The 22,429-nt window shown below is 38.0% G+C and carries 23 protein-coding genes; 5 read left to right on the top strand and 18 right to left on the bottom strand.

Annotated elements, in window-relative coordinates:
• Nucleotides 1–14: 14 nt before the first annotated feature.
• From ACLCEG_RS06180 to ACLCEG_RS06140, 9 genes are all read right to left on the bottom strand, one after another.
• Nucleotides 15–710 carry a methionine ABC transporter permease gene (locus ACLCEG_RS06180; protein ID WP_004708028.1) on the bottom strand — a complete coding sequence of 232 codons (696 nt, stop codon included), beginning with the start codon at nucleotides 708–710 and terminating at the stop codon, nucleotides 15–17.
• A complete protein-coding gene (locus ACLCEG_RS06175; protein WP_004708029.1) occupies nucleotides 707–1,732 on the bottom strand; it encodes a methionine ABC transporter ATP-binding protein in 1,026 nt (341 codons plus the stop codon). Before ACLCEG_RS06175 ends, ACLCEG_RS06180 begins: the two co-directional genes overlap by 4 nt.
• 75 nt (nucleotides 1,733–1,807) lie before the next feature.
• Complete coding sequence (locus ACLCEG_RS06170) at nucleotides 1,808–2,680, bottom strand: MetQ/NlpA family ABC transporter substrate-binding protein (protein ID WP_004700802.1); 873 nt, start codon at nucleotides 2,678–2,680, stop codon at nucleotides 1,808–1,810.
• Between the two features lie 473 nt (nucleotides 2,681–3,153).
• On the bottom strand, nucleotides 3,154–4,440 hold the full coding sequence (gene purD / locus ACLCEG_RS06165) for a phosphoribosylamine--glycine ligase (protein ID WP_004700803.1): 1,287 nt from the start codon (nucleotides 4,438–4,440) through the stop codon (nucleotides 3,154–3,156).
• A gap of 125 nt (nucleotides 4,441–4,565) precedes the next feature.
• Nucleotides 4,566–6,140, bottom strand: a complete 1,575-nt coding sequence (purH, locus tag ACLCEG_RS06160; RefSeq protein WP_004700806.1) for a bifunctional phosphoribosylaminoimidazolecarboxamide formyltransferase/IMP cyclohydrolase — start codon at nucleotides 6,138–6,140, stop codon at nucleotides 4,566–4,568.
• A gap of 88 nt (nucleotides 6,141–6,228) precedes the next feature.
• Nucleotides 6,229–6,498, bottom strand: coding sequence for a DNA-binding transcriptional regulator Fis (gene fis, locus ACLCEG_RS06155; protein ID WP_001086304.1), 270 nt, complete (start codon nucleotides 6,496–6,498; stop codon nucleotides 6,229–6,231).
• A 375-nt stretch (nucleotides 6,499–6,873) separates the two neighbouring features.
• Nucleotides 6,874–7,716, bottom strand: coding sequence for a zinc-ribbon and DUF3426 domain-containing protein (locus ACLCEG_RS06150; protein WP_004700807.1), 843 nt, complete (start codon nucleotides 7,714–7,716; stop codon nucleotides 6,874–6,876).
• A 13-nt stretch (nucleotides 7,717–7,729) separates the two neighbouring features.
• A complete protein-coding gene (prmA, locus tag ACLCEG_RS06145; RefSeq protein WP_410566661.1) occupies nucleotides 7,730–8,635 on the bottom strand; it encodes a 50S ribosomal protein L11 methyltransferase in 906 nt (301 codons plus the stop codon).
• Nucleotides 8,636–8,789: 154 nt separating this feature from the next.
• The gene (locus ACLCEG_RS06140) at nucleotides 8,790–9,083 is read right to left on the bottom strand and encodes a hypothetical protein (protein WP_004700812.1); all 294 of its coding nucleotides are present in this window, start codon (nucleotides 9,081–9,083) and stop codon (nucleotides 8,790–8,792) included.
• A 232-nt stretch (nucleotides 9,084–9,315) separates the two neighbouring features.
• Here ACLCEG_RS06140 and mnmG point away from each other — a divergent pair, with 232 nt between their 5' ends.
• Nucleotides 9,316–11,196, top strand: a complete 1,881-nt coding sequence (gene mnmG / locus ACLCEG_RS06135) for a tRNA uridine-5-carboxymethylaminomethyl(34) synthesis enzyme MnmG (RefSeq protein ID WP_151761548.1) — start codon at nucleotides 9,316–9,318, stop codon at nucleotides 11,194–11,196.
• Nucleotides 11,197–11,575: 379 nt separating this feature from the next.
• Here the strand turns inward: mnmG and ACLCEG_RS06130 are convergent, their stop codons facing one another.
• Nucleotides 11,576–12,583 (bottom strand): helix-turn-helix transcriptional regulator, encoded by a 1,008-nt coding sequence (locus ACLCEG_RS06130; protein WP_019458349.1) that lies wholly within the window; start codon nucleotides 12,581–12,583, stop codon nucleotides 11,576–11,578.
• Between the two features lie 225 nt (nucleotides 12,584–12,808).
• On the opposite strand from ACLCEG_RS06130, the gene ACLCEG_RS06125 reads away from it, so the two are divergent.
• From ACLCEG_RS06125 to ACLCEG_RS06110, 4 genes are read left to right on the top strand one after another with little or no spacing between them, the layout of a single operon-like run.
• Complete coding sequence (locus ACLCEG_RS06125) at nucleotides 12,809–14,365, top strand: circularly permuted type 2 ATP-grasp protein (RefSeq protein WP_240061515.1); 1,557 nt, start codon at nucleotides 12,809–12,811, stop codon at nucleotides 14,363–14,365.
• A 22-nt stretch (nucleotides 14,366–14,387) separates the two neighbouring features.
• The gene (locus ACLCEG_RS06120) at nucleotides 14,388–14,984 is read left to right on the top strand and encodes an alpha-E domain-containing protein (protein WP_216134238.1); all 597 of its coding nucleotides are present in this window, start codon (nucleotides 14,388–14,390) and stop codon (nucleotides 14,982–14,984) included.
• A 2-nt stretch (nucleotides 14,985–14,986) separates the two neighbouring features.
• A complete protein-coding gene (locus ACLCEG_RS06115; protein WP_004700822.1) occupies nucleotides 14,987–15,766 on the top strand; it encodes a transglutaminase domain-containing protein in 780 nt (259 codons plus the stop codon).
• A gap of 16 nt (nucleotides 15,767–15,782) precedes the next feature.
• The gene (locus ACLCEG_RS06110) at nucleotides 15,783–16,517 is read left to right on the top strand and encodes a proteasome-type protease (protein ID WP_004700824.1); all 735 of its coding nucleotides are present in this window, start codon (nucleotides 15,783–15,785) and stop codon (nucleotides 16,515–16,517) included.
• Between the two features lie 56 nt (nucleotides 16,518–16,573).
• On the opposite strand, the gene alr is transcribed toward ACLCEG_RS06110, so the two are convergent.
• The 8 genes from alr to cyoC form a co-directional block, all read right to left on the bottom strand.
• Entirely contained in the window at nucleotides 16,574–17,644 is a 1,071-nt protein-coding gene (gene alr / locus ACLCEG_RS06105; RefSeq protein ID WP_410566658.1) for an alanine racemase, read from the bottom strand.
• Nucleotides 17,645–17,676: 32 nt separating this feature from the next.
• Entirely contained in the window at nucleotides 17,677–19,122 is a 1,446-nt protein-coding gene (gene dnaB, locus ACLCEG_RS06100) for a replicative DNA helicase (protein ID WP_004700827.1), read from the bottom strand.
• 201 nt (nucleotides 19,123–19,323) lie between these two features.
• Nucleotides 19,324–19,770 (bottom strand): 50S ribosomal protein L9, encoded by a 447-nt coding sequence (gene rplI / locus ACLCEG_RS06095; protein WP_004700828.1) that lies wholly within the window; start codon nucleotides 19,768–19,770, stop codon nucleotides 19,324–19,326.
• Between the two features lie 8 nt (nucleotides 19,771–19,778).
• Nucleotides 19,779–20,006, bottom strand: coding sequence for a 30S ribosomal protein S18 (gene rpsR, locus ACLCEG_RS06090; protein WP_000090661.1), 228 nt, complete (start codon nucleotides 20,004–20,006; stop codon nucleotides 19,779–19,781).
• Nucleotides 20,007–20,017: 11 nt separating this feature from the next.
• Complete coding sequence (gene rpsF, locus ACLCEG_RS06085; RefSeq protein WP_004700831.1) at nucleotides 20,018–20,401, bottom strand: 30S ribosomal protein S6; 384 nt, start codon at nucleotides 20,399–20,401, stop codon at nucleotides 20,018–20,020.
• Nucleotides 20,402–20,587: 186 nt separating this feature from the next.
• Complete coding sequence (cyoE, locus tag ACLCEG_RS06080) at nucleotides 20,588–21,466, bottom strand: heme o synthase (protein WP_039251506.1); 879 nt, start codon at nucleotides 21,464–21,466, stop codon at nucleotides 20,588–20,590.
• A gap of 10 nt (nucleotides 21,467–21,476) precedes the next feature.
• Nucleotides 21,477–21,806, bottom strand: coding sequence for a cytochrome o ubiquinol oxidase subunit IV (locus ACLCEG_RS06075; protein ID WP_000094534.1), 330 nt, complete (start codon nucleotides 21,804–21,806; stop codon nucleotides 21,477–21,479).
• Entirely contained in the window at nucleotides 21,806–22,426 is a 621-nt protein-coding gene (gene cyoC / locus ACLCEG_RS06070; RefSeq protein WP_002049203.1) for a cytochrome o ubiquinol oxidase subunit III, read from the bottom strand. Before cyoC ends, ACLCEG_RS06075 begins: the two co-directional genes overlap by 1 nt.
• Nucleotides 22,427–22,429 lie beyond the last annotated feature (3 nt).

Here is a 22,429-nt window from a genome sequence, read left to right as displayed (position 1 = left end):
TCTATATAAATGATTTAGCGGATCTTAGAGAGCCAGTTGCCCAAAGTCTGTACAATTTGCACTAAAAGCAAGAGGATAATGACTGTTAAAATCACAACGCTTGTATCAAAACGTTGATAGCCATAGGAAATGGCTAAGTCACCAATACCACCAGCACCAACTGCACCAGCCATAGCGGTCGCACCAATAAGGCTAATCGTGGCAGTTGTTAAGTTCAAAATAAGAGAACTACGAGCTTCAGGTAAAATAAAGCGTGAAATAATCTGCCAAGGTGTTGCACCCATTGCTTGAGCAGATTCGATAATTCCTTCATTTACTTCAAGTAGGGAAGTTTCAATAAGTCGGCCCATATATGGTCCAACATAAATCGTTAAAGGAACGATCGCCGCCCATGTACCAATCGAAGTACCTACCAAGAACTTGGTGAGAGGAATAACAGCAATAAGTAAAATAATAAATGGCAGAGAACGCAATGCATTTACAATTGGGTTAAGCAAATGATAAATGAATTTGTTTGGTAAGATTCCTTCTGGGCGAGTTACAAGCAGAATAATGCCTTGGATGAAGCCCCAAATACCACCAAATATAAGCGCAAAGAACACCATATTAAAGGTTTCTTGTAATGCAGTTACAAACTGGTCCATAGAAAGGGAACTTTGCCAGAAAGGCTGAGTAAGTTCAGTTAACCATTGTACGATTAAATCTCTCATACTTGATCTCCTGATTGAACTACGCTCACTTCATTTTTTTCTAAAAACTCAATCGCTTGACTGATCAACTGCGGGTCACCTAAAAGCTGTACAAACATTTGACCAATCACTGTGCCATTAATTTCAGTCATATTGGCAAATAAGATATTTAAACTAATATCATATTGTTTAATAAGTGACTGAATTACAGGTTCTTGAGCCGAACGCCCTAAGAATTGTAGGCAATAGATGCTGTGGTGATGTTGATTTTCTAATTGATTTAGAATGTTAACTGGTAACTGCTGATGTAAGACAGTTTGTATAAAGTTTTTAGTTGTTGGATGCTGAGGATTACTAAAAATATCAATAGTTGAGCCTTGCTCAATCACTTTACCAGCTTCCATAACTGCAACATGGTCACAAATAGATTCAATGACATCCATTTCATGAGTAACCATAACAATTGTGATTTTCTGTTCTTGATTGATTTTCTTTAAAAGCTCTAGAACTGATTGAGTAGTTTGCGGATCTAGTGCAGATGTGGCTTCATCACATAATAAAATTTTAGGATGATTTGCCAAAGCACGAGCAATACCAACACGTTGCTTTTGACCGCCAGACAGTTCATCTGGATAGGCATCTTTTTTATGCTTAAGATCAATAAACTCTAATAATTCATTTAAACGCTTTTCACGTTCTGCTTTTTTGTAATTTAGCAGGCGCATTGGCATTTCGATATTTTCAGCAACTGTTTTGGTTTGAAGCAAATTGAAATGCTGAAAAATCATACCAATATTTGCACGCTCCTGACGTAATGAACGTGCATCTAAAGCAGTGAAGTCCTTTTGATTAATAATAATCTGACCTTCATTTGGTCGTTCGAGTAAATTAATCAGGCGAATTAAAGTACTTTTACCTGCACCACTATAGCCAATAATGCCGAAAATACTGCCCTCTGGAATCTCTAAATTGATTTGATCGAGTGCGCGTATGGTTTGGCTTTTGAGCTGATAGTGCTTTGAAATGTTTTTAAATTGAATCATATCGTCAGAAACTATGCTTGAAAGAAAAAACAGGCAAAGATAATTTGCCTGTTTCACGTTTGGGCTATTATATTACTATTTAGCTTCTGAGAGATAGCTGATTGGTTTGTCTACGTCAACTTTTGTTCCACCAAAGTGTTCTTCAATGTATTTTTTAACAGCTGCAGTGTGGTAAAGCTTACCAACTTTTTGCAAGACAGGATCATTTTTACGTGATTCAGCAGTTGCTAGAACGTTTACACTAATTTTTGAGATTTGATCAATAGGTTCATAGAACATAGAATCTTTGAGTACGTTTAAACCTCCCTCGAGTGCTATGGTATTATTTAATACAACTGCATCAAATTCATTTTTAAGACGTAATGCAGTTTCCATTTTGATTGGTTTGATGTTGATCTTTTTGGGATTTTCGATAACATCAATTGGACTGCCCTGAACAGGATTATAGTCAGCTTTAAGCTTGATTAAGCCAGCAGTTTGTAACAAGAGTAGCGCACGAGATTCGCTGGCAGCATCATCCGGGATTGAAATAATTGCACCTTCAGGAAGTTCTTCAATTTTTTTGTATTTACTTGAATAAATCCCCATTGGCTCAATATAAGTGGTAGAAACCGCTGCAATCTTATCCGGGTTTGAATTATTAAATACAGTAAGATAAGAATAAGCTTGGAATGCGTTCAAATCTACTTCTTTATTTGCAACTGCTGTATTCATTGAAACGGAGTCTGAGAAGTTTTTTACTTCTAACTTCAGTCCAGCAGCTTGGGTTTCAGGTAAAGATGCGATATAACGCCAAATGTCAGCATCCGAACCTGTAGAGGCAATTACTACCGTTTGTACTTTGGTACTATCATTGTTTTGTTCGGCTTGTTGAGCATTTTCTTGTTTGCTACATGCTGTCAATAATACTACTGACATGCTTAAAAAAAGGCTGATCAGCTTTTTCATTTAAAAAAGTCCTGATTAAGATATAGAACAATAACGATTGATCTATATCAATATGAAAAGAGAGGAGTTGGAATTACAACTAGTCTAAACTCTGTGATCTTTTTCTGGGGTTCCATAATTTGCTTGCATATTTTGGCTATAACAGAGGGTAATTGTTTAATAAACAAAAACTGTTTCCCCAAACAGTTCATCCCCAACAGTAGCCAAACGAGCATTCATAAATTTAGAATATTAAAAAACTCTCTACAGGCATAATTTGTAGAGCAAGTCTTTATGGAAATTATTAAAACAGCAGTGTCTGATGACAGTTACAACTATGTACTAATAATAGCAATAAAAATGTAGTTGATATAGAGGGCTTTTTTCTATTTGTTGATATCTTAATAAATCTTCTAAAAATTTATATCATTTTCTTCTATTGGTGCACAAAATAAAAAAAGCTTCCTAAATAGGAAGCTTTTTTTTGCTAACTTTTATTCAGCTTTTTCACGAGCAATCGCGCGGTAACCGATGTCACTACGGTATTGCATACCTGTGAAAGTTACTTGGCCGCATACTTCTAAAGCATTAATTTGTGCTTCAAGAACGCTGTCACCTAAAGCAGTTACGCAAAGCACACGTCCACCAGAAGTCACAATGTGACCATCTTCACGAGTTGCAGTACCTGCATGGAAGATTTTAGTATCTTCAGGTGATTGGCCGATACCAGAAATCACATCGCCTTTACGTACGCTATCTGGGTATCCTTCTGCTGCAAGTACAACACCGATTGACTTACGCTCATCCCACTCAGCTTCTTTCGGTAAATTACCTGCAATACCTGCTTCAACCAAATCAACAAGAGATGACTTTAAGCGCATCATGATTGGTTGAGTTTCAGGGTCACCAAAACGGCAGTTAAATTCAATTACGCGTGGTTGACCTTGTTCATCAATCATTAAACCAGCATATAAGAATCCAGTGTAAACATGTCCGTCAGCAGCCATACCGTCAACAGTTGGACGCATAATTTCCGTCATTACACGTTCAAAAACATCTGGAGTTACAACTGGAGCAGGAGAGTAAGCACCCATACCACCAGTGTTTGGACCTTGATCACCTTCAAAAATACGTTTGTGATCTTGTGAAGTTGCCATTGGTAAAATATTTTTACCATCAATCATACAAATGAAAGAAGCTTCTTCACCAGCAAGGAACTGTTCAATTACAACGCGTGAACCAGCATCACCAAATTTGTTGCCTGCAAGCATGTCATCAATCGCTGCAAAAGCTTCTTCGTTGGTCATTGCAACGATTACACCTTTACCAGCAGCAAGGCCGTCGGCTTTAATAACGATTGGTGCACCATTTTTTTCAACGTAAGCTTTCGCTGCATCAACTTCAGTAAATACATCGTAAAAAGCAGTTGGAATGTTATGGCGTTTTAAAAAGTGCTTAGCAAATGCTTTTGAGCCTTCAAGTTGTGCTGCATATTGAGTCGGTCCCCAAATTTTTACACCAGCTTCACGTGCAGCATCTACTACACCATTTACTAATGGTGCTTCTGGACCAACAACAACGAGTTCAACATTATTTTCTTTAGCAAAAGCAATAATTGCTGGGTTGTCTAAAATATCAAGTTGAACATTAACGCATTTTTCTTCTGTTGCAGTACCAGCATTACCAGGTGCAACAAAAACTTGAGTAACTTTGGTATCTTGCGCGATTTTCCATGCTAAAGCATGTTCACGACCACCACTACCTAAAACTAAAATATTCATTTTTAATTTGTTCCTTAACTTTAATCCTTTTTCATCCCCCTCTATTTCTCAAAGTGGAGAGATAGTTCCATTATTGTGGAAAACCCTCCTGAATAAAAGGAGGGTTAGGGAGGACTAAATTTAAATTAGTGGCGGAAATGGCGCATACCAGTGAAGACCATTGCAATGCCAGCTTCATCAGCTGCTGCAATGACTTCTTCATCACGCATAGAACCACCTGGTTGAATAATGCACTTAATACCAGCTTTAGCTGCATTATCGATACCGTCACGGAACGGGAAGAATGCATCAGAAGCCATAACAGCGCCTTCAACAACCAAACCAGCATGTTCCGCTTTAATTGCAGCAATACGCGCTGAGTTAACACGGCTCATTTGACCCGCGCCTACACCAATAGTTTGACGGTTTTTTGCATAAACAATAGCATTTGATTTTACATATTTCGCAACTTTCCATGCGAAAATAAGGTCATCAATTTCTTGTTCAGTTGGAGCGATTTTAGTAACAACTTTGAGATCATCTTTCGTGATCATGCCCAAGTCTTGGTCTTGAACAAGTAAGCCGCCGTTAACGCGTTTATAGTCAAGTTGTGGAGCACGTGCATCAATTGCAGGTAATTCACCACATACTAAAACACGAACATTTTTCTTCGCACCAGTCACTTCAAGTACGCCATCAGCAATACTTGGAGCAATAATAACTTCAACGAATTGACGGTCAACAATTGCTTGAGCAGTTGCAACGTCTAACTCGCGGTTAAATGCAATAATGCCACCAAAAGCAGATTCTGGATCTGTTGCATAAGCTAAATCATAAGCAGCTTTAATGCCGTCTAAAGAAACCGCAACACCACAAGGGTTAGCATGTTTTACAATTACACAAGCTGGTTTAGCAAATGATTTAACACATTCAAGTGCAGCATCTGTGTCAGCAATGTTGTTATAAGACAATTCTTTACCTTGTAATTGTTTTGCTGTAGAAACAGATGCTTCTTTTGCGGTTGCTTCAACATAGAAAGCAGCAGATTGGTGTGGGTTTTCACCGTAACGTAAATCTTGTGCTTTATTCAATTGAGTGTTGAACGTACGAGGGAATAAATCAGCTTCACCTTCGGTCTTACCAACGCGAGCGCCTAAGTAAGAAGCGATCATGCCGTCATATTGAGCAGTATGTTCAAATGCTTTAACAGCTAAATCAAAGCGTGTTTCATAAGAAAGTGAACCAGCAGCTTTTAATTCGTTAATCACTGTATCGTAATCTGAAGCATTTACAACAATACCCACAGAAGCGTGGTTTTTAGCAGCAGCACGAACCATTGTTGGACCGCCGATGTCGATATTTTCGATAGCATCAGCAAGTGAGCAGTTAGGTTTAGCAACTGTAGCTGCAAATGGATAAAGGTTGACTACAACTAGATCGATTGGATCAATGTTGTGTTCTTGCATAACTGCTTCGTCTAGACCACGACGAGCTAAAATGCCGCCATGAATTTTTGGATGTAGTGTTTTTACACGGCCATCCATCATTTCTGGGAAACCAGTATGTTCAGATACTTCAACAACAGCAATGTTATTATCTTTAAGCAACTTATATGTGCCGCCTGTAGATAATAATTCTACCCCTAAAGCTGCAAGGTTTTGAGCAAATTCGACAATTCCTGTTTTGTCTGATACAGAAATCAAAGCACGTTTAATAGTCATGATGTTCAAGTCAACAATTTCAAGTCTACGGATTAAAACCAATTAGAAGCATAAAAAAATGCCCACGACGTCGTGAGCATTTTATCATTTATTCACTCATTAAACCGTGAGCTTTTAACTTTTTGCGTAAAGTGCCGCGGTTTAGTCCAAGAATCTCTGCGGCACGTGTTTGGTTGCCACGAGTATATTCAAGAACTACAGATAAAAGAGGTTTCTCCATTTCTGCTAGCACCATGTCATATACCTGAGATGGTTGCTCACCTTGCAATTGTGCAAAATAATGACGAACTGCGCGATCCACGTGGATGCGAAGAGCAACATCAGATTGTGCAGTAAAAATAGGAGATTTGCTATTCATGCGAGTTAATCCGAAAATCAAATACTAGCTTGGGTAAAGTAGTATATAAATGTGGTCTAAAATACGGAGTCCTGTTTTAGATCCTAAAACAGTGACTCTAAAACATAAGAACAATTAGCTTGCCATAAATCTTCGTATTGAGTAAAAAATAAGCGTAACAATAGTTAAATATTTGTTACAGCCCCCTCAAAAACAAAAAAAGTTAGGCTATGCGCTTAATTTAGAAAAGCACACATGCTTAACAGTATATTTTTTGAATTGAGAGCGAGGAGTATATGAGTCAAAGCTTTCGTGGCGCGTATCATACCATTGTCTAGGAAAAAGTGAGCAAATTAACTGCATTTTTTTTTATTTTTTTTTCACTTTTTTTACAATTTAGGGGTGGACAATTTCTAATCGATAATTTAGTAAGCTCTTTTTGCTTTTATTTAAGACAAATTGGAATCTAAAAGGTGTATTGGTTGGAATACGTTGAATTCCACGTAAATTTTCTACCAAGTACTGATTAGGTGTGAAAATGATTTGTTCTTGATCAGTTTGTGAACCAAAACTGAGTTTTAGGCTTGGTAGCTCAATACTTTTATTATTTTGATTGACCAAAACACCTGAAACTTGAGTATGTTCTGAATCAATTCTACGTAGTTTCACTTTCTCTATATTAAGAAGTTCGTATTGTTCAGCTGACTTACTGCAATGCAAAATTTCGCATACATAATTAAATGCATGACTAATAGCAGGACTCTGTTGCATGAGTTTTGGGTTAAACCAGAGAATCTGAAAAGTGAAAACCAAAAGCAGAATCAGATTTGCCGAACTCCAAAGCGTATAATATAACCAACTATGTTTTTTACCATGATCTTGTTCGGGGGAGGTTGCTTGCTCTGCTAAGTTGAGATTCGGTAGTGCATTGATTGGTTCATTATGAAAATAATTTAAATTATTTAAATATGTCAGAAGATCAATATTAGAGTTTTCAACTTTTTGATCAAAGATATCTAACACATGAGAGTGAGTCATATATCGTGTTTGAATAGAACCATTGGCTAAAACAGATGAGTTTGTTGGTTCTGGCAGTTCGATACTAACCAAGTTGGTAAGAGCATTAAAATTTAAATTACATTTAGGGCAACAAACCATACCCTGAGCAACAGTTAACTGGGTAAGAGAAACTTTATAAACTGTTAAACACTTAGGGCAGCGGGTTTGTTTTTCATTCATGAGTTAAATAGTCTCAGTTTATTGTTTTGCATTTTCCTGAAATGCGACACCAATTTTCTTCGCGCTTTTCAATATCTAATATATCAAAAAATTCAGAATAAACACCTGAAACATCAGCAACTTGCTCTTCAATTACACCAGCAAGTGCGAACTCACCATCAGATTTAACTAATTTTGCAAACTCTGGCGCAAGTGCCATTAAAGGTCCTGCTAAAATATTTGCAACTAAAACATCTGCTTGTTGAGGTTTGAATTCTTGATCAAACTCTTCAGGGAGGCCAACATATAAACCATCTAGAACGCCATTGAGCTCAGCATTTTGTTTTGTTGCTAAAACAGCTTGTGGGTCAATATCTGTCGCATAGACTTTTTTAGCACCTAATAATAAAGCTGCAACACCTAAAATGCCTGAACCACAACCATAATCAATTACGATTTTATCTTTAACATCAGTTTTGCCTAACCATTGTAAGCATAAGAATGTACTTGCATGGTTACCTGTGCCGAAAGCTAGACCTGGATCAAGTTTAATATTGGTCGCGTCTGCTTCTGGTGGCTCTAACCATTCAGGTACGATCCAGAATTTTTCCCCAATTTGAATAGGTTCATAATAATCCATCCATGCGCGTTCCCAAACTTGGTCTTCAAGTTCTTCATGACGCATTGGCACATCTGGAAGTTGAGCTTTTAAGAAAGCTTCTAATGTATCGACATCGATTGGGTCTTGTTCGTCTTGTTGATAGATACCTGTAACAATGACTTTATTCCATAAAGGTGTTTCACCTGGTAATGGTTCAAGTAGAGCCTGATCTTCGGCATCATCCAGAGTTACGCTTACCGCACCTAGAGACATTAATAGTGTTTCTGTGAATTCAACTTGTTCTTGATCAACGGTAATGTGTATTTGTAACCACTTCACGAAAAGGACCTAAAATTTTATTTAAAGGTCTATTGTAGCCGACTGGAGTATTTTAAAAAAGAAAACGGCCCATCTTTAATGGACCGCTTTTTGAAAATCATACTGTGTTATAGAAAAACTCAAATGTTCTTCTACATATTAAATTTAAATTACATTAAGGAGCAGGGGCTTTAAACTGTAATTTGCCGTTTTCATTTGGTTGGCAAGTACCGTTAAAAGTTGCGCCATTATGGCTATAAGATACCCATTCACCCTGACGTTTTTTAGCACAAGCTCTTAGCTGTTTTTGCATCTCTGATTTGCTTGAATCGGCAGCATGATGAGTTGCTTTGCTGGATTTAGCCGTATGAGTCGACTTTGCAGTATGATTGGTCGCAGCGTGGGTCAACGTTACGCCTGAAAAACAAAGGAGAGATGCAGTTAAGATTTTTAACATGGTGCTTTTCATTTTGTGTTCCTTCTAGTTACGTTAGTTTTAAAGTCATATAAGTGCTGTACAATTTTTATTCTAAAATGAAATATTTCAAAAAACATTCACTTTGTATTGAATTCATGCAACAAAATGTCAAAACATGTGGTGTAGCGTAAATCATGTGATGACAATTTTGTAATTATGTACATCAATAACCAGATAATTTTGCTATAATGTTCCGTCTTTTTTTTCTGGTGTTTTTGTACTCATGCACTATCCTAAAGTTTATGATGTTATCGTTATCGGTGGCGGTCACGCAGGTACGGAAGCGGCACTTGCTGCGGCGCGTATGGGACGACAGACTTTGCTTTTGACCCATAACATTGAGACTTTGGGTCAGATGAGCTGTAACCCAGCAATTGGTGGTATTGGTAAATCACATTTAGTACGTGAAATTGATGCACTTGGCGGTGCGATGGCTTTGGCTGCCGATAAAGGTGGTATTCAATTCCGTATTTTAAACTCACGTAAAGGTGCGGCAGTACGTGCAACGCGTGCTCAGGCTGACCGTGTTCGCTATAAAGCTGCAATTCGTGAGACTTTAGAAAACCAAGCAAATCTTGATATTTTCCAACAAGCGGCCGATGACCTGATTGTTGAAGGTGATACTGTTAAGGGTGTTGTTACCCAAATGGGTATTCGCTTTGACGCAAAAACTGTTGTGTTGACTACAGGTACATTCTTAGGTGGTGTTATTCACGTTGGTTTAGAAAAATCAAGCGGTGGTCGTGCAGGAGATCCTCCTTCTATTGCACTTGCTCAGCGTCTTCGTGAATTAAAACTGCCAGTAGGTCGTTTAAAAACTGGGACACCACCACGTATTGATGCGCGCTCAGTTGATTTCTCTGTTATGACACCACAACCGGGTGACTTTCCGTCTCCAGTGATGTCATTCATGGGTGATGCTTCGATGCATCCTGAACAAGTGAACTGCTATATTACGCATACTAACGAAAAAACACATGACATTATTCGTGGTGGTTTAGATCGTTCACCAATGTATACCGGTGTCATTGAAGGTGTAGGTCCGCGTTACTGTCCTTCAATTGAAGATAAGATTCATCGTTTTTCTGATAAAGACTCGCATCAGGTATTTTTAGAACCAGAAGGTCTCGATACTCATGAGCTTTATCCAAATGGTATTTCGACTTCATTACCATTTGATGTTCAGTTTGAACTTGTTCGCTCAATTCGTGGTATGGAAAATGCCCATATTTTGCGTCCAGGTTATGCAATCGAATATGATTATTTCAATCCGCAAGCTTTGAAATTCACACTTGAAACCAAAGCAATTAACGGCTTGTATTTTGCAGGGCAAATTAACGGTACTACCGGTTATGAGGAAGCGGGTGCCCAAGGTTTACTTGCTGGTTTAAATGCTGCACGCCGTGCTTGGGAACAAGAAGAGTGGACACCTAAACGTGACCAAGCTTATATGGGCGTATTGGTTGATGACTTGATTACTTTGGGTACAAAAGAACCATACCGTATGTTCACTTCACGTGCGGAATATCGTTTGATGTTACGTGAAGATAATGCTGATCAACGTTTAACAACAATTGGTCGTGAACTTGGTTTGGTTGATGATGTTCGTTGGGCTGCTTATTGTGAAAAAATGGAAGCAGTTGAGCGCGAAACATCGCGTCTACAACATTTGTGGGCGGCGCCTAACAATCCAATGGGTAAGAAATTTGTCGAAATGACTGGTGCTGACTTGAGTAAAGAATGTAGTGCGATTGATTTACTCAAACGTCCTAATATTAGTTTTGCTCAAATTGCAGAGCTTACAGGTTCGGAAGTTTCTGAACAAGTTGGTGATCAAATTGAAATTGCTGTTAAATACGAAGGTTATATTAACCGTCAGCATGAAGATGTAGCTCAATTAAAGCGTCTTGAAGAAACCAAAATTCCAGCCGATTTCGATTATGATGTTGTTTCTGGTCTATCGCGTGAAATTACTCAGAAATTGAAAACTGTTCTTCCAGAAACGTTAGCTCAAGCGAGTCGTATTCCTGGTGTTACCCCAGCTGCTGTTCAACTTGTAATGATCACGATTCGTAAAAATAACATGATCAAAAAAACAGCTTAATCATTTAAGTAATTAAAAAAGCCCAGTTAAGACTGGGCTTTTTTATTTTCTGATCAAAAAATATATGGAAACTTCCTAAGGAAGAAAATAGATTTCGCTTCCTTTTTTTCTTATTTCACAGGTTTTAAAACGAAGGTTATATTAAATTCACGTTCAAAAAAGAGGGCTTTAAATATGACAATGAAATCGATTCGTTACAATAGAGATGAAATGGCATGCCAATGCTCATGTTCAACATAGCGCAAAACAAGAGGCAGATCAGTTTTGGTGGGGGAGAACATATTGATCTGAACATAACTAAAAATATAAATTCCAATATAAAATTAAGAAAATGATAATTCAAAATCTAAAGAGAACCTTGAGGTTCTCTTTTTTATATCTATTTATTCTCAGATTCAATTTCTCGTACAGCATTGTTTACTTGAATAGGTTCGATACGTAGTAGTTTTTTCCCAAAACTTCGTAACCACCACACTAGTTGAGATGTAAATGGAACGGTTGCTGTAACTTCGACAATGTTTTCTTCAATTGGAGTAATTGTTTGATCTTTACTTAACTGGCTTTCATAAAAAGTTTTAGCGGTTTGCTCAGTCATTGTTAATGTGAGTTGAATAGACTCTGTAGGTTGGTTGTAATCTACTCTAAAACCTAAAGCACCTGAGTCAATATAGTGATCAATATCAAAGTTGACGGGGTGAAGCGCACGACTTTCTAAAACTTTTGCTGATCTGAAACGGTGCAAAGCAAATGTTTGTACTTCAGTTTTGTCATGTCGGGTGCAAATTAAATAAATGACAGCACCTTTTTGGACCAAAGCAAGTGGATTTAAAATATAAGTTTTGTCTTCACCTTGGTTTACACGAGCTTGATATACACATTCAATTTGTTTGTCTTGTAGCAAGCCTTCGTATATAGCTTGTTGAGCAGCACGATCGACCACAGGTGGAATAAGCGGCTGACTTGCTGGCACAATGCGTACACGATTAATCCATTGCCTTACATTATTTTGTGTAGATAGACTCCGTTTTGCCAAGTCAAACCAGGGTCCCATTTCATCTAGTAGGCTAGGTGGAAGCAAATGTTTGAGATGTTCTTCAACCATCATAAAGGTCACCGCTTGAGAGCTTGTCATATGCGGTAAGCTTTGAATTGGAGCATCTGATTGCCAACGCCAGCCTTGAGGTACGGCTTTATTGCTTTCAATTGGAAAACGCTGAGCAATTTGATTTAAATCACGCTGAATTGTCCTTAAACTGATTTCAATACCTTCACGCTCAAGCATTTCTTGTAATTCTCGAGTTCCGATCCATTTACCGGTAGGGAGGCGAGATAAAATCTGCCATTGGCGATATAAACTATTTGAAGTTTCTTTTTCTATTACAGACATAAGCGTAATAAATCTATATCCAATTGCTTTGGTGTCACCACAATAAAAAAACTTTACACATTTAGCAAGTTTGTCAGATTCAGTTTGTGGCTACCGTTACAATCAATGCTAAAATTTAGAAGAAAGTTATAACAATGAAAGCCAATAAGTATTATAGATATATAAGTGGCACTGAAATTGCTTATTTAAAAATGAAATATAGATAAATGATAAGACGAGGTTGCTATGTCAGAACAAGAGAAAGACCTACAAGCCGATATTGAATATTTTTTACAAGAGCAGGCGACCAACGCAGCATTACTTAACCAGAGTCCATCGTTTATAGAAAATCTTTCTGTACAGACGAATTTATTTGAACAACTAAAATCGCAGTTTTTCAATGAGATGTTAGATGATGTAACTTTTAATGGTGCAGCTTCTAAAAAAATTGAGCAATGGTTGAGTATTCGTACCTTAGATGAACTTAAGCAATTAAATGCTCAGGCCAAACAGCATTTTCTCTATCAAGGGATTACTTTTAATGTATACGGTGATAAAGAGGGCGCGGAACGGACGATTCCTTTTGATTTAATTCCAAGAGTTATTGAAAAAAAACAATGGGAAAAAATTGCAGCAGGCTGTGCGCAGCGAGTTAAAGCTTTAAATTACTTTTTAGATGATATTTATCATGGACAACATATTTTGAAGGAGAAATTAATTCCAGAGAATCAGATTGTTTGTCATGAGGCTTTTCAGCCACATATGCTCAAGCATTCACTAAAAGGTAAAATTTATTCTCAAATTAGTGGAATAGATATTATTCGTGATGGCGATGGGGAGTTCTTTGTACTAGAAGATAACCTAAGAACACCTTCAGGGGTGTCATATATGATTGAAAGTAGAAATATTAGTCAACAACTTATGCCTGAGCTTTGTGCTGCCAATAATTTACAAGGAATTGAACATTATCCAAGTTTATTAAAAGAAATACTTCAAGAAAATTCAGAAGTTGATCAACCCTTTATTGTGGTCTTAACTCCAGGGCGTTTTAACAGTGCGTTTTATGAGCATGCTTTTTTAGCGCGTGAAATGGATGTGCCACTGGTTACTAACCGAGATTTATTTGTAGAAAATGATCAAGTTTTTGTTAAAACCATTCGCGGGCGCCAAAAAGTTGATGTGATTTATCGACGTTTAGATGACGATTTCTTAGATCCACTTGCATTTCGACCTGATAGTGCTCTTGGGGTAGCGGGGCTTATGTCTGCTTATTTACAGAAAAATGTAGTGATTGCCAATGCACCTGGTACAGGGGTTGCTGACGATAAATCAATTTATCCATATGTTGATCAGATGATTCAATATTATTTGGGAGAAACACCAATTTTAAAGAATGTACCTACTTATCAATGTCGAGAAAAAGAACATTTGGATTATGTACTCACTCATATTGACCAATTAGTAATTAAAGAGGCTCAAGGTTCTGGTGGTTATGGCATGTTAATTGGACCTAAAGCGAGCTCATGTGAAATTGATGAATTTAGAAAAAAACTGATTGCTACACCGCATGAATATATTGCGCAACCAACATTAGCTTTATCTGTTGCACCGACTTTAACAACATCAGGGGTGGCTGAACGTCACATTGACCTACGACCGTTTGTATTGAGTTCTCCTTATCGCACTGAAATTGTACCCGGAGGCTTAACACGAGTAGCCATGCAGGCAGGATCTTTAGTCGTAAATTCCTCACAAGGAGGAGGTATTAAAGATACATGGGTTGTTGAGACATTACATTCCTAATCGTTGGTTAAAGAGGAAATTTATGGTTTTACTCAATTCGAGTGCACACCACATTTATTGGTTGGGCCGTTATTTAATGCGGATTAAATTTGCTGTATCACACTTGCCATTTACAAATGATGAAAAAGCAAGTCAATTTGCATCAGCATTTGGGTTGGTTATTGAGCAAGCGGAATTACTGAATTGCTATATGTTAGATACTCAACAAACATATTCATTACTGAACCAGTTCGCTATTGCCAAAGATAATATCCATGAATTAAGAGGAATATTATCTTCTAGTGCGTATGCAGAATTGAATCATGCGATTAAGTCTATTCAAGCTAACCCTGAGTCATTAAATCAGGCTTTGGATAAATGTAATCAAATACTTAGTGCTGAACATGAGGATATTGCCCTTTTTCTGCAATTGGGCCAAAAGATTGAACAATTCGATATACAACTACGTTTTCAACAAGACCTTACAGTGCTTTTACAAGATTTGGAAAAATTACTCAAACGACTTAATGACTTAGGGTGGGATAAATTAAATGAAGTGTGGACATTGTTGAAAGATCATCCAAATTGGGAGGGTTACTATAATTTCACACAGCAGTTGGAATATATGTTCGAGGCATAATTATGAAACTGATGATCAATCATCAAACGCATTATCACTATACGGAAACTGCTAAAAACAGTATTCAGTATATTAAAATGATGCCTCAAACATCATTACATCAGCATGTCTTGAATTGGGCAATCAGTGTGCCCGGAGATAAAACTCTCAAAAGGGATATCTTTAATAATATTTGGTTAACGGCTACTCAGCGCTATGAGTATCAGCATTTAACTTTTATGGCGCAAGGGATTGTCGAGCTTCTTAATACAGAAATAGGTGGAGTAGATGTATCTATACCTATGAGCCTATTTCTTCAAAATACGGAAGCCACAAAATATGATTCTGAAATGTTGGATTTTGCTCGGAGAATTGTAACGGTAAAAGATAGAAAACATATTGCTTTACTCAGTGAAAATATTTTGCAAAAGATGCCTTATCAACCAGATAGTACCTCTGTTCATACGATTGCTACAGAGGGTTTTCATGCAGGACAGGGAGTATGCCAAGATCATGCACATGTTTTAATTGCTATGTGCCGTGCGTTACAATTACCAGCACGTTATGTCTCTGGTTATTTATTTGATCAAAATTCCCCCCACCTTGCCAGTCACGCTTGGGCGGAGGTATTTTTAGATAATCAGTGGTATTGTTTTGATGTAAGCAATCAATTGTTTACACCAATGCATCATATTTATCTTGCGGTTGGTCGAGACTATCTTGATGTTGCGCCGATTAGAGGTGTGAGAGAAAAAGGTGGAGTCGAAAATATGATGTCTGTGGTTCAAGTGTTGGCCTGTTGAATGTGAAGAGAGCGAAATGACCTATTGTTGTGCACTGAGATTAGAGCAGGGTTTGGTGTTTATAAGTGATACTCGAACTAATGCAGGGGTCGATCATATTTCTGTGTTTCGTAAACTTCATACTTTTGGTGTGACGGGTGAGCGATTTATTGCTTTGCAAACAGCAGGTAATTTAGCAACAACACAAGCGGTTATCGGGCATTTGCAAAATGCCCTTACTTTGCAGCAAGAGCCTAATCTATATAGTATTAACACAATGTTTGAAGTGGCTGATCTAGTTGGTAAGACTTTAAAAAATGTTTTAGAGGATATTAGCTCGGATACTCAAGAACAAATGAATTACGCCTGTAGTATTTTAGTGGGTGGGCAAATTAAAGGAGGCGATATGCAGCTTTATAATGTTTATCCACAAGGTAATTTTATTTGTGCAACGACAGATACGCCTTACTTTCAAATTGGTGAAAGTAAATATGGTAAACCTATTTTAGATCGTGCTTTATATTATGCTATGCCGTTGGATGATGCGCTGCGCTGTAGCTTAATCTCGTTTGACTCGACGTTGCGTTCTAATGTTTCAGTAGGTTTACCTTTAGATGCGCTAGTCTATACTAAAGATAGTTTTGTAATCCCTATGGGGAAGCGAATTAGTGAAGATGATCCTTATTTTTCACAAATAAGTCATCAGTGGTCGGATACTTTACGCCGTGGACTGCAAGAAATGCCAAAACCTACCGATGATTATTGGCGTTAAAAATGACTTTAAATAAAAAATCCAAGCAGAGCTTGGATTTTTTATTGATTAAATTATTAAGTGCTTTGGCGGACTGGTCGAGTACTTAAGCGACAAAGTAATTCATAACCAATTGTGCCATTTGCATCAGCAACATCATCAACTAAACGATGTTTACCCCAAAGTTCAACTTGAGTACCGAGTTTTACTTGGGTATTTGTGACATCAATTGCAATCATATCCATACTAACTCGCCCTACAACTGGGCAAAGTTTGCCATCAACAGCGACAAAATTTTGCTTTATATAAGCTCGTGGATAACCATCCCCGTATCCAATAGAAACTATTGCGATATCCATAGCCTTTTGAGCGCAAAAAGTAGAACCATAACCAACATGTTCACCAGCTTGAATATGATTTAACGCGATAACTTCTGCTGTGAAAGACATGACTGGTTTTAAATCAAGCTCATGTACTGTTTTATCTGCAAAAGGTGAAGCACCGTAGAGCATGATACCAGGACGTACGTAGTCGAAATTTAGTTCTGGCCATTTAAAAATAGCGGCTGAATTACAACAAGATGCTAAAACTGGATCACAAGCTTGTTTTACGTGCAAAAATTGTTGTTTTTGCTGCTCGTTAAGTGGGTGTTCAACATCTGCATTAGCAAAATGCATCGCAAGTACACAAGTAAATCCTTCAGATTTTAAAGTTTTAATAACTTCAATAATTTCAGGATTTTTAAAACCTAAGCGGTTCATACCGCTATTTAGCTTAACCCATACTTTTAGACCTTGGGCGATATAGGCTTGTTTATATTTAATTAACCACTCAAATTGTTGTTGATGGTGAATTATACATTCAAATTTTTCTTTGATAGCGATAGGCATTTCATCTTCAGAAAACACCCCTTCAATTAAAGTTACAGGTTGCTTAAATCCGAGTTGTCGAATTTCCAAGCCTTCTTGTAGACAGGCGACACCAAAGGCATCCGAGGCATTTAAGGCTGCTAAACAGTCTTTGACTCCATGTCCGTAAGCATTGGCTTTGACCATACTTACGATTTTTGAATTTGCTGCGAGTTGTTTGACACGGTTTAAATTATATTGAAGCGCTTGGCGATCAATATAAACTGTTGCTTGACGCACCCTCATTTACTCCTTTGGGCTAGAGATAGAGTTTATTCTTCATCATCATATTGGCTGTAATACTCAGGAGAGAGATTACTAAAACGAGTATATTGACCTTCAAAGGCAAGACGCACCGTACCAATAGGCCCGTTACGTTGTTTACCAATGATAATTTCTGCGGTGCCTGCTTCTTTAGATTCTTTGTTATAGACTTCATCACGATAAATAAACATGATTAAGTCGGCATCCTGCTCAATCGCACCCGATTCACGTAAGTCAGACATTACTGGGCGCTTATTTGGTCGGTTTTCCAGACTTCGGTTAAGCTGAGAAAGTGCGATAACAGGACATTGCATCTCTTTCGCTAATGCTTTTAAGCTACGTGAAATTTCCGAGATCTCGCCAACACGGTTGTCACCCATACCCGGAACTTTCATGAGCTGTAAATAGTCGACCATGATGCAGCCGATTTTACCATCGTGCATTTTGGCAACACGGCGAGCACGGGCACGGAGTTCGGTTGGAGGTAAGGCTGACGAGTCATCAATATACAAATGCATTTGCTGAAGTTGCAGGATGGTACCTGTAACTTTAGTCCATTCATCAGCATCTAAGTTACCAGAACGCAAATGTCCTTGGTGAACTTTACCCATTGCCGAAATTAGACGCATTGCAATTGAGTCTGCTGGCATCTCCATCGAAAATACCAAAGCTGGAAGTTGGTTGTATTGCAAGACGCTTTCAACCAAGTTCATTGCAAAGGTAGTTTTACCCATAGATGGACGTGCTGCGACAATAATTAAATCTCCCGGTTGCATACCAGAAGTTTTATTATCAAGTTCTAAGAAGCCTGTGGTTAAGCCTGTAATATTGCCATCGAGTTTTGAGAGCTCATCAAGTTTGCTAATCACGTCAGCAGTTACAGAGCTAATTGCTTTAGGGCCAGAATCTTTTTTGTTGTTATTATGCTGTTCTGCTAAAGAAAAAATACTGGTTTCAGCCAAATCTAAAATTTCACTTACACCTCGACCTTTCGTGTCATAAGCATTTTGCAAAATTTCAGTACTGACTTTAATCATGCTACGTAGCGTAGAGAATTCTTTAATTTTGGTCGCATAAGTTTCAAGGTTATAGAAACTCGAAGGCGAGTCAGCCATAAGCTGCATCAAATATTCTTCACCACCGATTGCACTAAGTAAATTTTGTTTTAAAAGCCAGTCATTCACTAAGACCGCATCGTACGGTGAATTTTCCTGTGCCAATTTTTCAATCGCGCGATAAATATATTTATGGCGAGTGGCATAAAAATCATTTTCTTTGAGTAGATCGCTGACTTGCTCAAAAGATTCAGCAACAGTCATCAGCGCAGCAAGCACAGCTTGCTCGATGGCTAAATTGTGTGGGGGAGTGCGAAACTCTTTAAGTTGGCCTGATTCACTCGTCTTATTTTCTGTTGGAGATGAAAGCGTTAAAGAAGTGGCATTCGCCTGAGACATAATTAGACCTGATGATAAAATGTGTACACAAAAAAGGGTTTTAAGCCGAGAACTATCTTAAAACAAAAATAAATAAACTACCTAATTAAAAAACCAATTAAACTGAAGAACTGATCAGGAATTAATATATCTAATTTTATTGCATAAATTTAAGAGATAAAAAAAGAGCATGCGTGAGCATGCTCTTTTTTTGATGAGAAATTACTCAGATACGATAGTAACGAGAACTTCTGCAACAACATCATGATGCAATTGGATTGCGATGTTGAATTCACCAGTGTGACGAAGCGCACCATTAGGTAAACGAACTTCTGCACGGTCAACTGTAAGACCAGCATTCGTTAATGCGTCAGCGATGTCACGAGTACCGATAGAACCGAAGAGTTTACCTTCGTCACCAGCTTTAGCAGTGATAACGATGTTAACTTCGTTCAATTGTTCAGCACGTGCTTGAGCAGCAGCTAAAATTTCAGCTTCTTGCTTCTCAAGTTCAGCACGACGAGCTTCAAAAGCAGCAGTGTTAGCTTCAGTAGCTGCAACTGCTTTACCTTGAGGGATAAGGAAGTTACGGCCGTAACCAGCTTTAACTGATACTTTATCGCCTAATTTACCAAGGTTCTTAATGCGTTGTAATAAGATAACGTCCACAGATCACCTCACTTATGGTTGTCAGTGTACGGAATCAAAGACAAATAGCGAGCTTGTTTGATAGCAAGTGCTAATTGACGTTGATAACGAGCTTTAGTACCAGTGATACGGCTAGGAACAATCTTGCCGTTTTCAGTGATGTACTGTTTTAAAGTGTCGATATCTTTGTAGTCGATGTACGCAACATTCTCAGCTGTAAAGCGGCAGAACTTGCGACGACGGTAAAAACGTGCCATTGATGTTCTCCTTATTCAGCTTCTTGAGCAACTTGCTGTGCTTCTTCGCGTTGAGCTTTACGCGCACGCTTTTCTTCAGCACTCTTAGCAAGCAATGACTCTTCAGTGATTGCGTGTTCACGACGGATGATAAGGTTACGAATGATTGCGTCGTTATAACGGAATAATTCTTCTAACTCATCAAGCGTAGCTTGACCACATTCAACATTCATAAGAATGTAGTGCGCTTTGTGAATTTTGTTAATTGGGTAAGCCAATTGGCGACGGCCCCAATCTTCTAAACGGTGAATTTGACCTTCAGCTTCTTTGATCTGAGAGATATAGCGTTCAACCATACCTACAACTTGATCGCTTTGGTCTGGGTGTACCAAAAGTACGATTTCGTAATGACGCATTGTCAGCTCCTTACGGTTTAAACAGCCCCTAAAAAATTAGAAGCAAGGAGTCATAGCTAAAATATAATATAAATAGCTACGTCGCATAAAATGCGAAGGCTGAATTATAGGTAAAAATTAGACTAAAAACAAATCTTTTGATAAGAAATATGAAAACTTGTTTTAGAGGAGGAAATCCTCCCTTAATTAAAAGAGAGGAAGATTTGGAGCGGGGGATTGATAGGTAAAGCTAAAACTTAAACTTAACAAAGTAATTAAGATTACTGAGTAAAGAAAAAAGCGCTTGGCCCAAAGTTGGTCGTTTTCGGCTTTAAATCCAATAATTGATAAGTAGAACCAATATGCGGTCAACGCATTAAAGGTAATTAAAAAGAATATATTGGTATAGCCAAAACAATATAACCCATTCAAAACAGCTGCAAATAACAGGATATATATTACACATTCAATTTTCGTGCGATAAATTGAACGCGCTACAGGCAAAATTGGAATTCCTGCATTTTTGTAATCATCAAAACGATAAATTGCAATTGCCCAAGAGTGGGGCATTTGCCATAAACCATATGCTAAAAACAAAAGCAGGGCTGCCACATCAAATTGATGAGTTACTGCTGTATAACCAATAACAGGAGGGCTCGCTCCGGAGATACTACCAATAACGGTTTGATGGATTGAGGTACGTTTAGTCCACAAGCTATAAAAACCGACATAGACAACAAAACCAATGACTGCAAATAAAAATGCGTAACCGTTTACACCAAACCATAAAATGCTAAAACCAATTAATCCAAGTACAAATGCATATACAAGTGCAACAGTAGGAGAGATGGTTTTTTTAACAAGTGCACGGTTTTGTGTGCGCTGCATTTTTATATCAATATCTTGATCTATAACATTATTAACAACACAGCCAGAAGCAACAACTAACGTTGTTCCAATAAGGGTGAGTAATAATAATAAGATGTCTATAGAGCCTTGGGCGGCTAAGAAGAAGCCGCCCAAGGTGGTAATGAAATTACCGAAGAGAATTCCTGGTTTAGTCAGGAATAGATACTTTCTCAACATGACAATCAGTTTAGATCATCATATTGTAGTGAAGGTAATTCATAATCCACACAGAACCAATTAAAAGTACAGCGATACATAGAATTGTGTAGATAAATGCAATCATATTCCAACGTTGTTCAGATGATGTATTCATGTGTAAGAAGTACACAAGTTGTACAAGAACCTGAGCAACAGCAGTAATAGCAATTACTGTAACTAAAAGACCGCGGCTAAAACCACCTGCCATCACCATCCCGAATGGGATGATGGTAAGAATAACAGATAGAATAAAACCTACAGTGTATTGCTTAAAGTTACCGTGTGACGCACCAGCAGCATTATGCTCATGACTACTCATTAGAGAACTCCCAGTAAGTAAACGACGCTGAATACACAGATCCAAACGATGTCAAGGAAGTGCCAGAACAAGCTTAAACAAGCAAGACGACGTGTATTCGGTAAAGTCAAACCTTTAGTCTTGATTTGATACATCAATACTAACATCCACACTAAACCAGAAGTTACGTGGATACCGTGCGTACCAACCAAGGTAAAGAAAGACGACAAGAATGCACTATGAGTTGGACCATGACCTTCCTCTACAAGGTGATGGAATTCATAGAGCTCCATACCGATGAAGGTTGCACCAAAAAGGAATGTAATAAATAACCAAGTGATCACTTGATTTACATTCTTTTTATAAGATGCAAGTACAGCAAAACCAAATGTTACCGATGAAATCAATAAGGCAAATGTTTCAGTTAAAACATAGCCTAATGAGTTATGGAACAGGTCATATGCACTTGGAGTTCCTGCTGGAACATGACTGCTTAATACAGCGAACGCAATGAAGAGTGATCCGAAAAGAATCAAGTCACTCATCAAGTATGTCCAGAAACCAAAGACGGTTAAGTCAGTATCATCATGTTCATGATGACCATCGTGGCCGTGGTTGTCGTGATGAAGTACTTCAGCCATTTC

Source organism: Acinetobacter sp. H1(2024) (assembly GCF_046557555.1).
Taxonomy (GTDB): Bacteria; Pseudomonadota; Gammaproteobacteria; order Pseudomonadales; family Moraxellaceae; genus Acinetobacter; species Acinetobacter seifertii.
This window is presented reverse-complemented; position numbering and strand designations above follow the sequence as displayed.

Bases quoted from the DNA above. Each gene is read 5' to 3' on its own strand.
- mnmG (WP_151761548.1), top strand. From the start codon at position 9,316: ATGCACTATCCTAAAGTTTATGATGTTATCGTTATCGGTGGCGGTCAC.
- ACLCEG_RS06130 (WP_019458349.1), bottom strand. From the start codon at position 12,583: ATGTCTGTAATAGAAAAAGAAACTTCAAATAGTTTATATCGCCAATGG.
- ACLCEG_RS06180 (WP_004708028.1), bottom strand. From the start codon at position 710: ATGAGAGATTTAATCGTACAATGGTTAACTGAACTTACTCAGCCTTTC.
- cyoC (WP_002049203.1), bottom strand. From the start codon at position 22,426: ATGGCTGAAGTACTTCATCACGACAACCACGGCCACGATGGTCATCAT.
- ACLCEG_RS06075 (WP_000094534.1), bottom strand. From the start codon at position 21,806: ATGAGTAGTCATGAGCATAATGCTGCTGGTGCGTCACACGGTAACTTT.
- ACLCEG_RS06125 (WP_240061515.1), top strand. From the start codon at position 12,809: ATGTCAGAACAAGAGAAAGACCTACAAGCCGATATTGAATATTTTTTA.
- ACLCEG_RS06150 (WP_004700807.1), bottom strand. From the start codon at position 7,716: ATGAATGAAAAACAAACCCGCTGCCCTAAGTGTTTAACAGTTTATAAA.
- purH (WP_004700806.1), bottom strand. From the start codon at position 6,140: ATGACTATTAAACGTGCTTTGATTTCTGTATCAGACAAAACAGGAATT.
- ACLCEG_RS06140 (WP_004700812.1), bottom strand. From the start codon at position 9,083: ATGAAAAGCACCATGTTAAAAATCTTAACTGCATCTCTCCTTTGTTTT.
- ACLCEG_RS06120 (WP_216134238.1), top strand. From the start codon at position 14,388: ATGGTTTTACTCAATTCGAGTGCACACCACATTTATTGGTTGGGCCGT.
- ACLCEG_RS06170 (WP_004700802.1), bottom strand. From the start codon at position 2,680: ATGAAAAAGCTGATCAGCCTTTTTTTAAGCATGTCAGTAGTATTATTG.
- cyoE (WP_039251506.1), bottom strand. From the start codon at position 21,466: ATGTTGAGAAAGTATCTATTCCTGACTAAACCAGGAATTCTCTTCGGT.
- rpsR (WP_000090661.1), bottom strand. From the start codon at position 20,006: ATGGCACGTTTTTACCGTCGTCGCAAGTTCTGCCGCTTTACAGCTGAG.
- dnaB (WP_004700827.1), bottom strand. From the start codon at position 19,122: ATGTCTCAGGCGAATGCCACTTCTTTAACGCTTTCATCTCCAACAGAA.
- ACLCEG_RS06115 (WP_004700822.1), top strand. From the start codon at position 14,987: ATGAAACTGATGATCAATCATCAAACGCATTATCACTATACGGAAACT.
- ACLCEG_RS06110 (WP_004700824.1), top strand. From the start codon at position 15,783: ATGACCTATTGTTGTGCACTGAGATTAGAGCAGGGTTTGGTGTTTATA.
- purD (WP_004700803.1), bottom strand. From the start codon at position 4,440: ATGAATATTTTAGTTTTAGGTAGTGGTGGTCGTGAACATGCTTTAGCA.
- fis (WP_001086304.1), bottom strand. From the start codon at position 6,498: ATGAATAGCAAATCTCCTATTTTTACTGCACAATCTGATGTTGCTCTT.
- ACLCEG_RS06175 (WP_004708029.1), bottom strand. From the start codon at position 1,732: ATGATTCAATTTAAAAACATTTCAAAGCACTATCAGCTCAAAAGCCAA.
- rpsF (WP_004700831.1), bottom strand. From the start codon at position 20,401: ATGCGTCATTACGAAATCGTACTTTTGGTACACCCAGACCAAAGCGAT.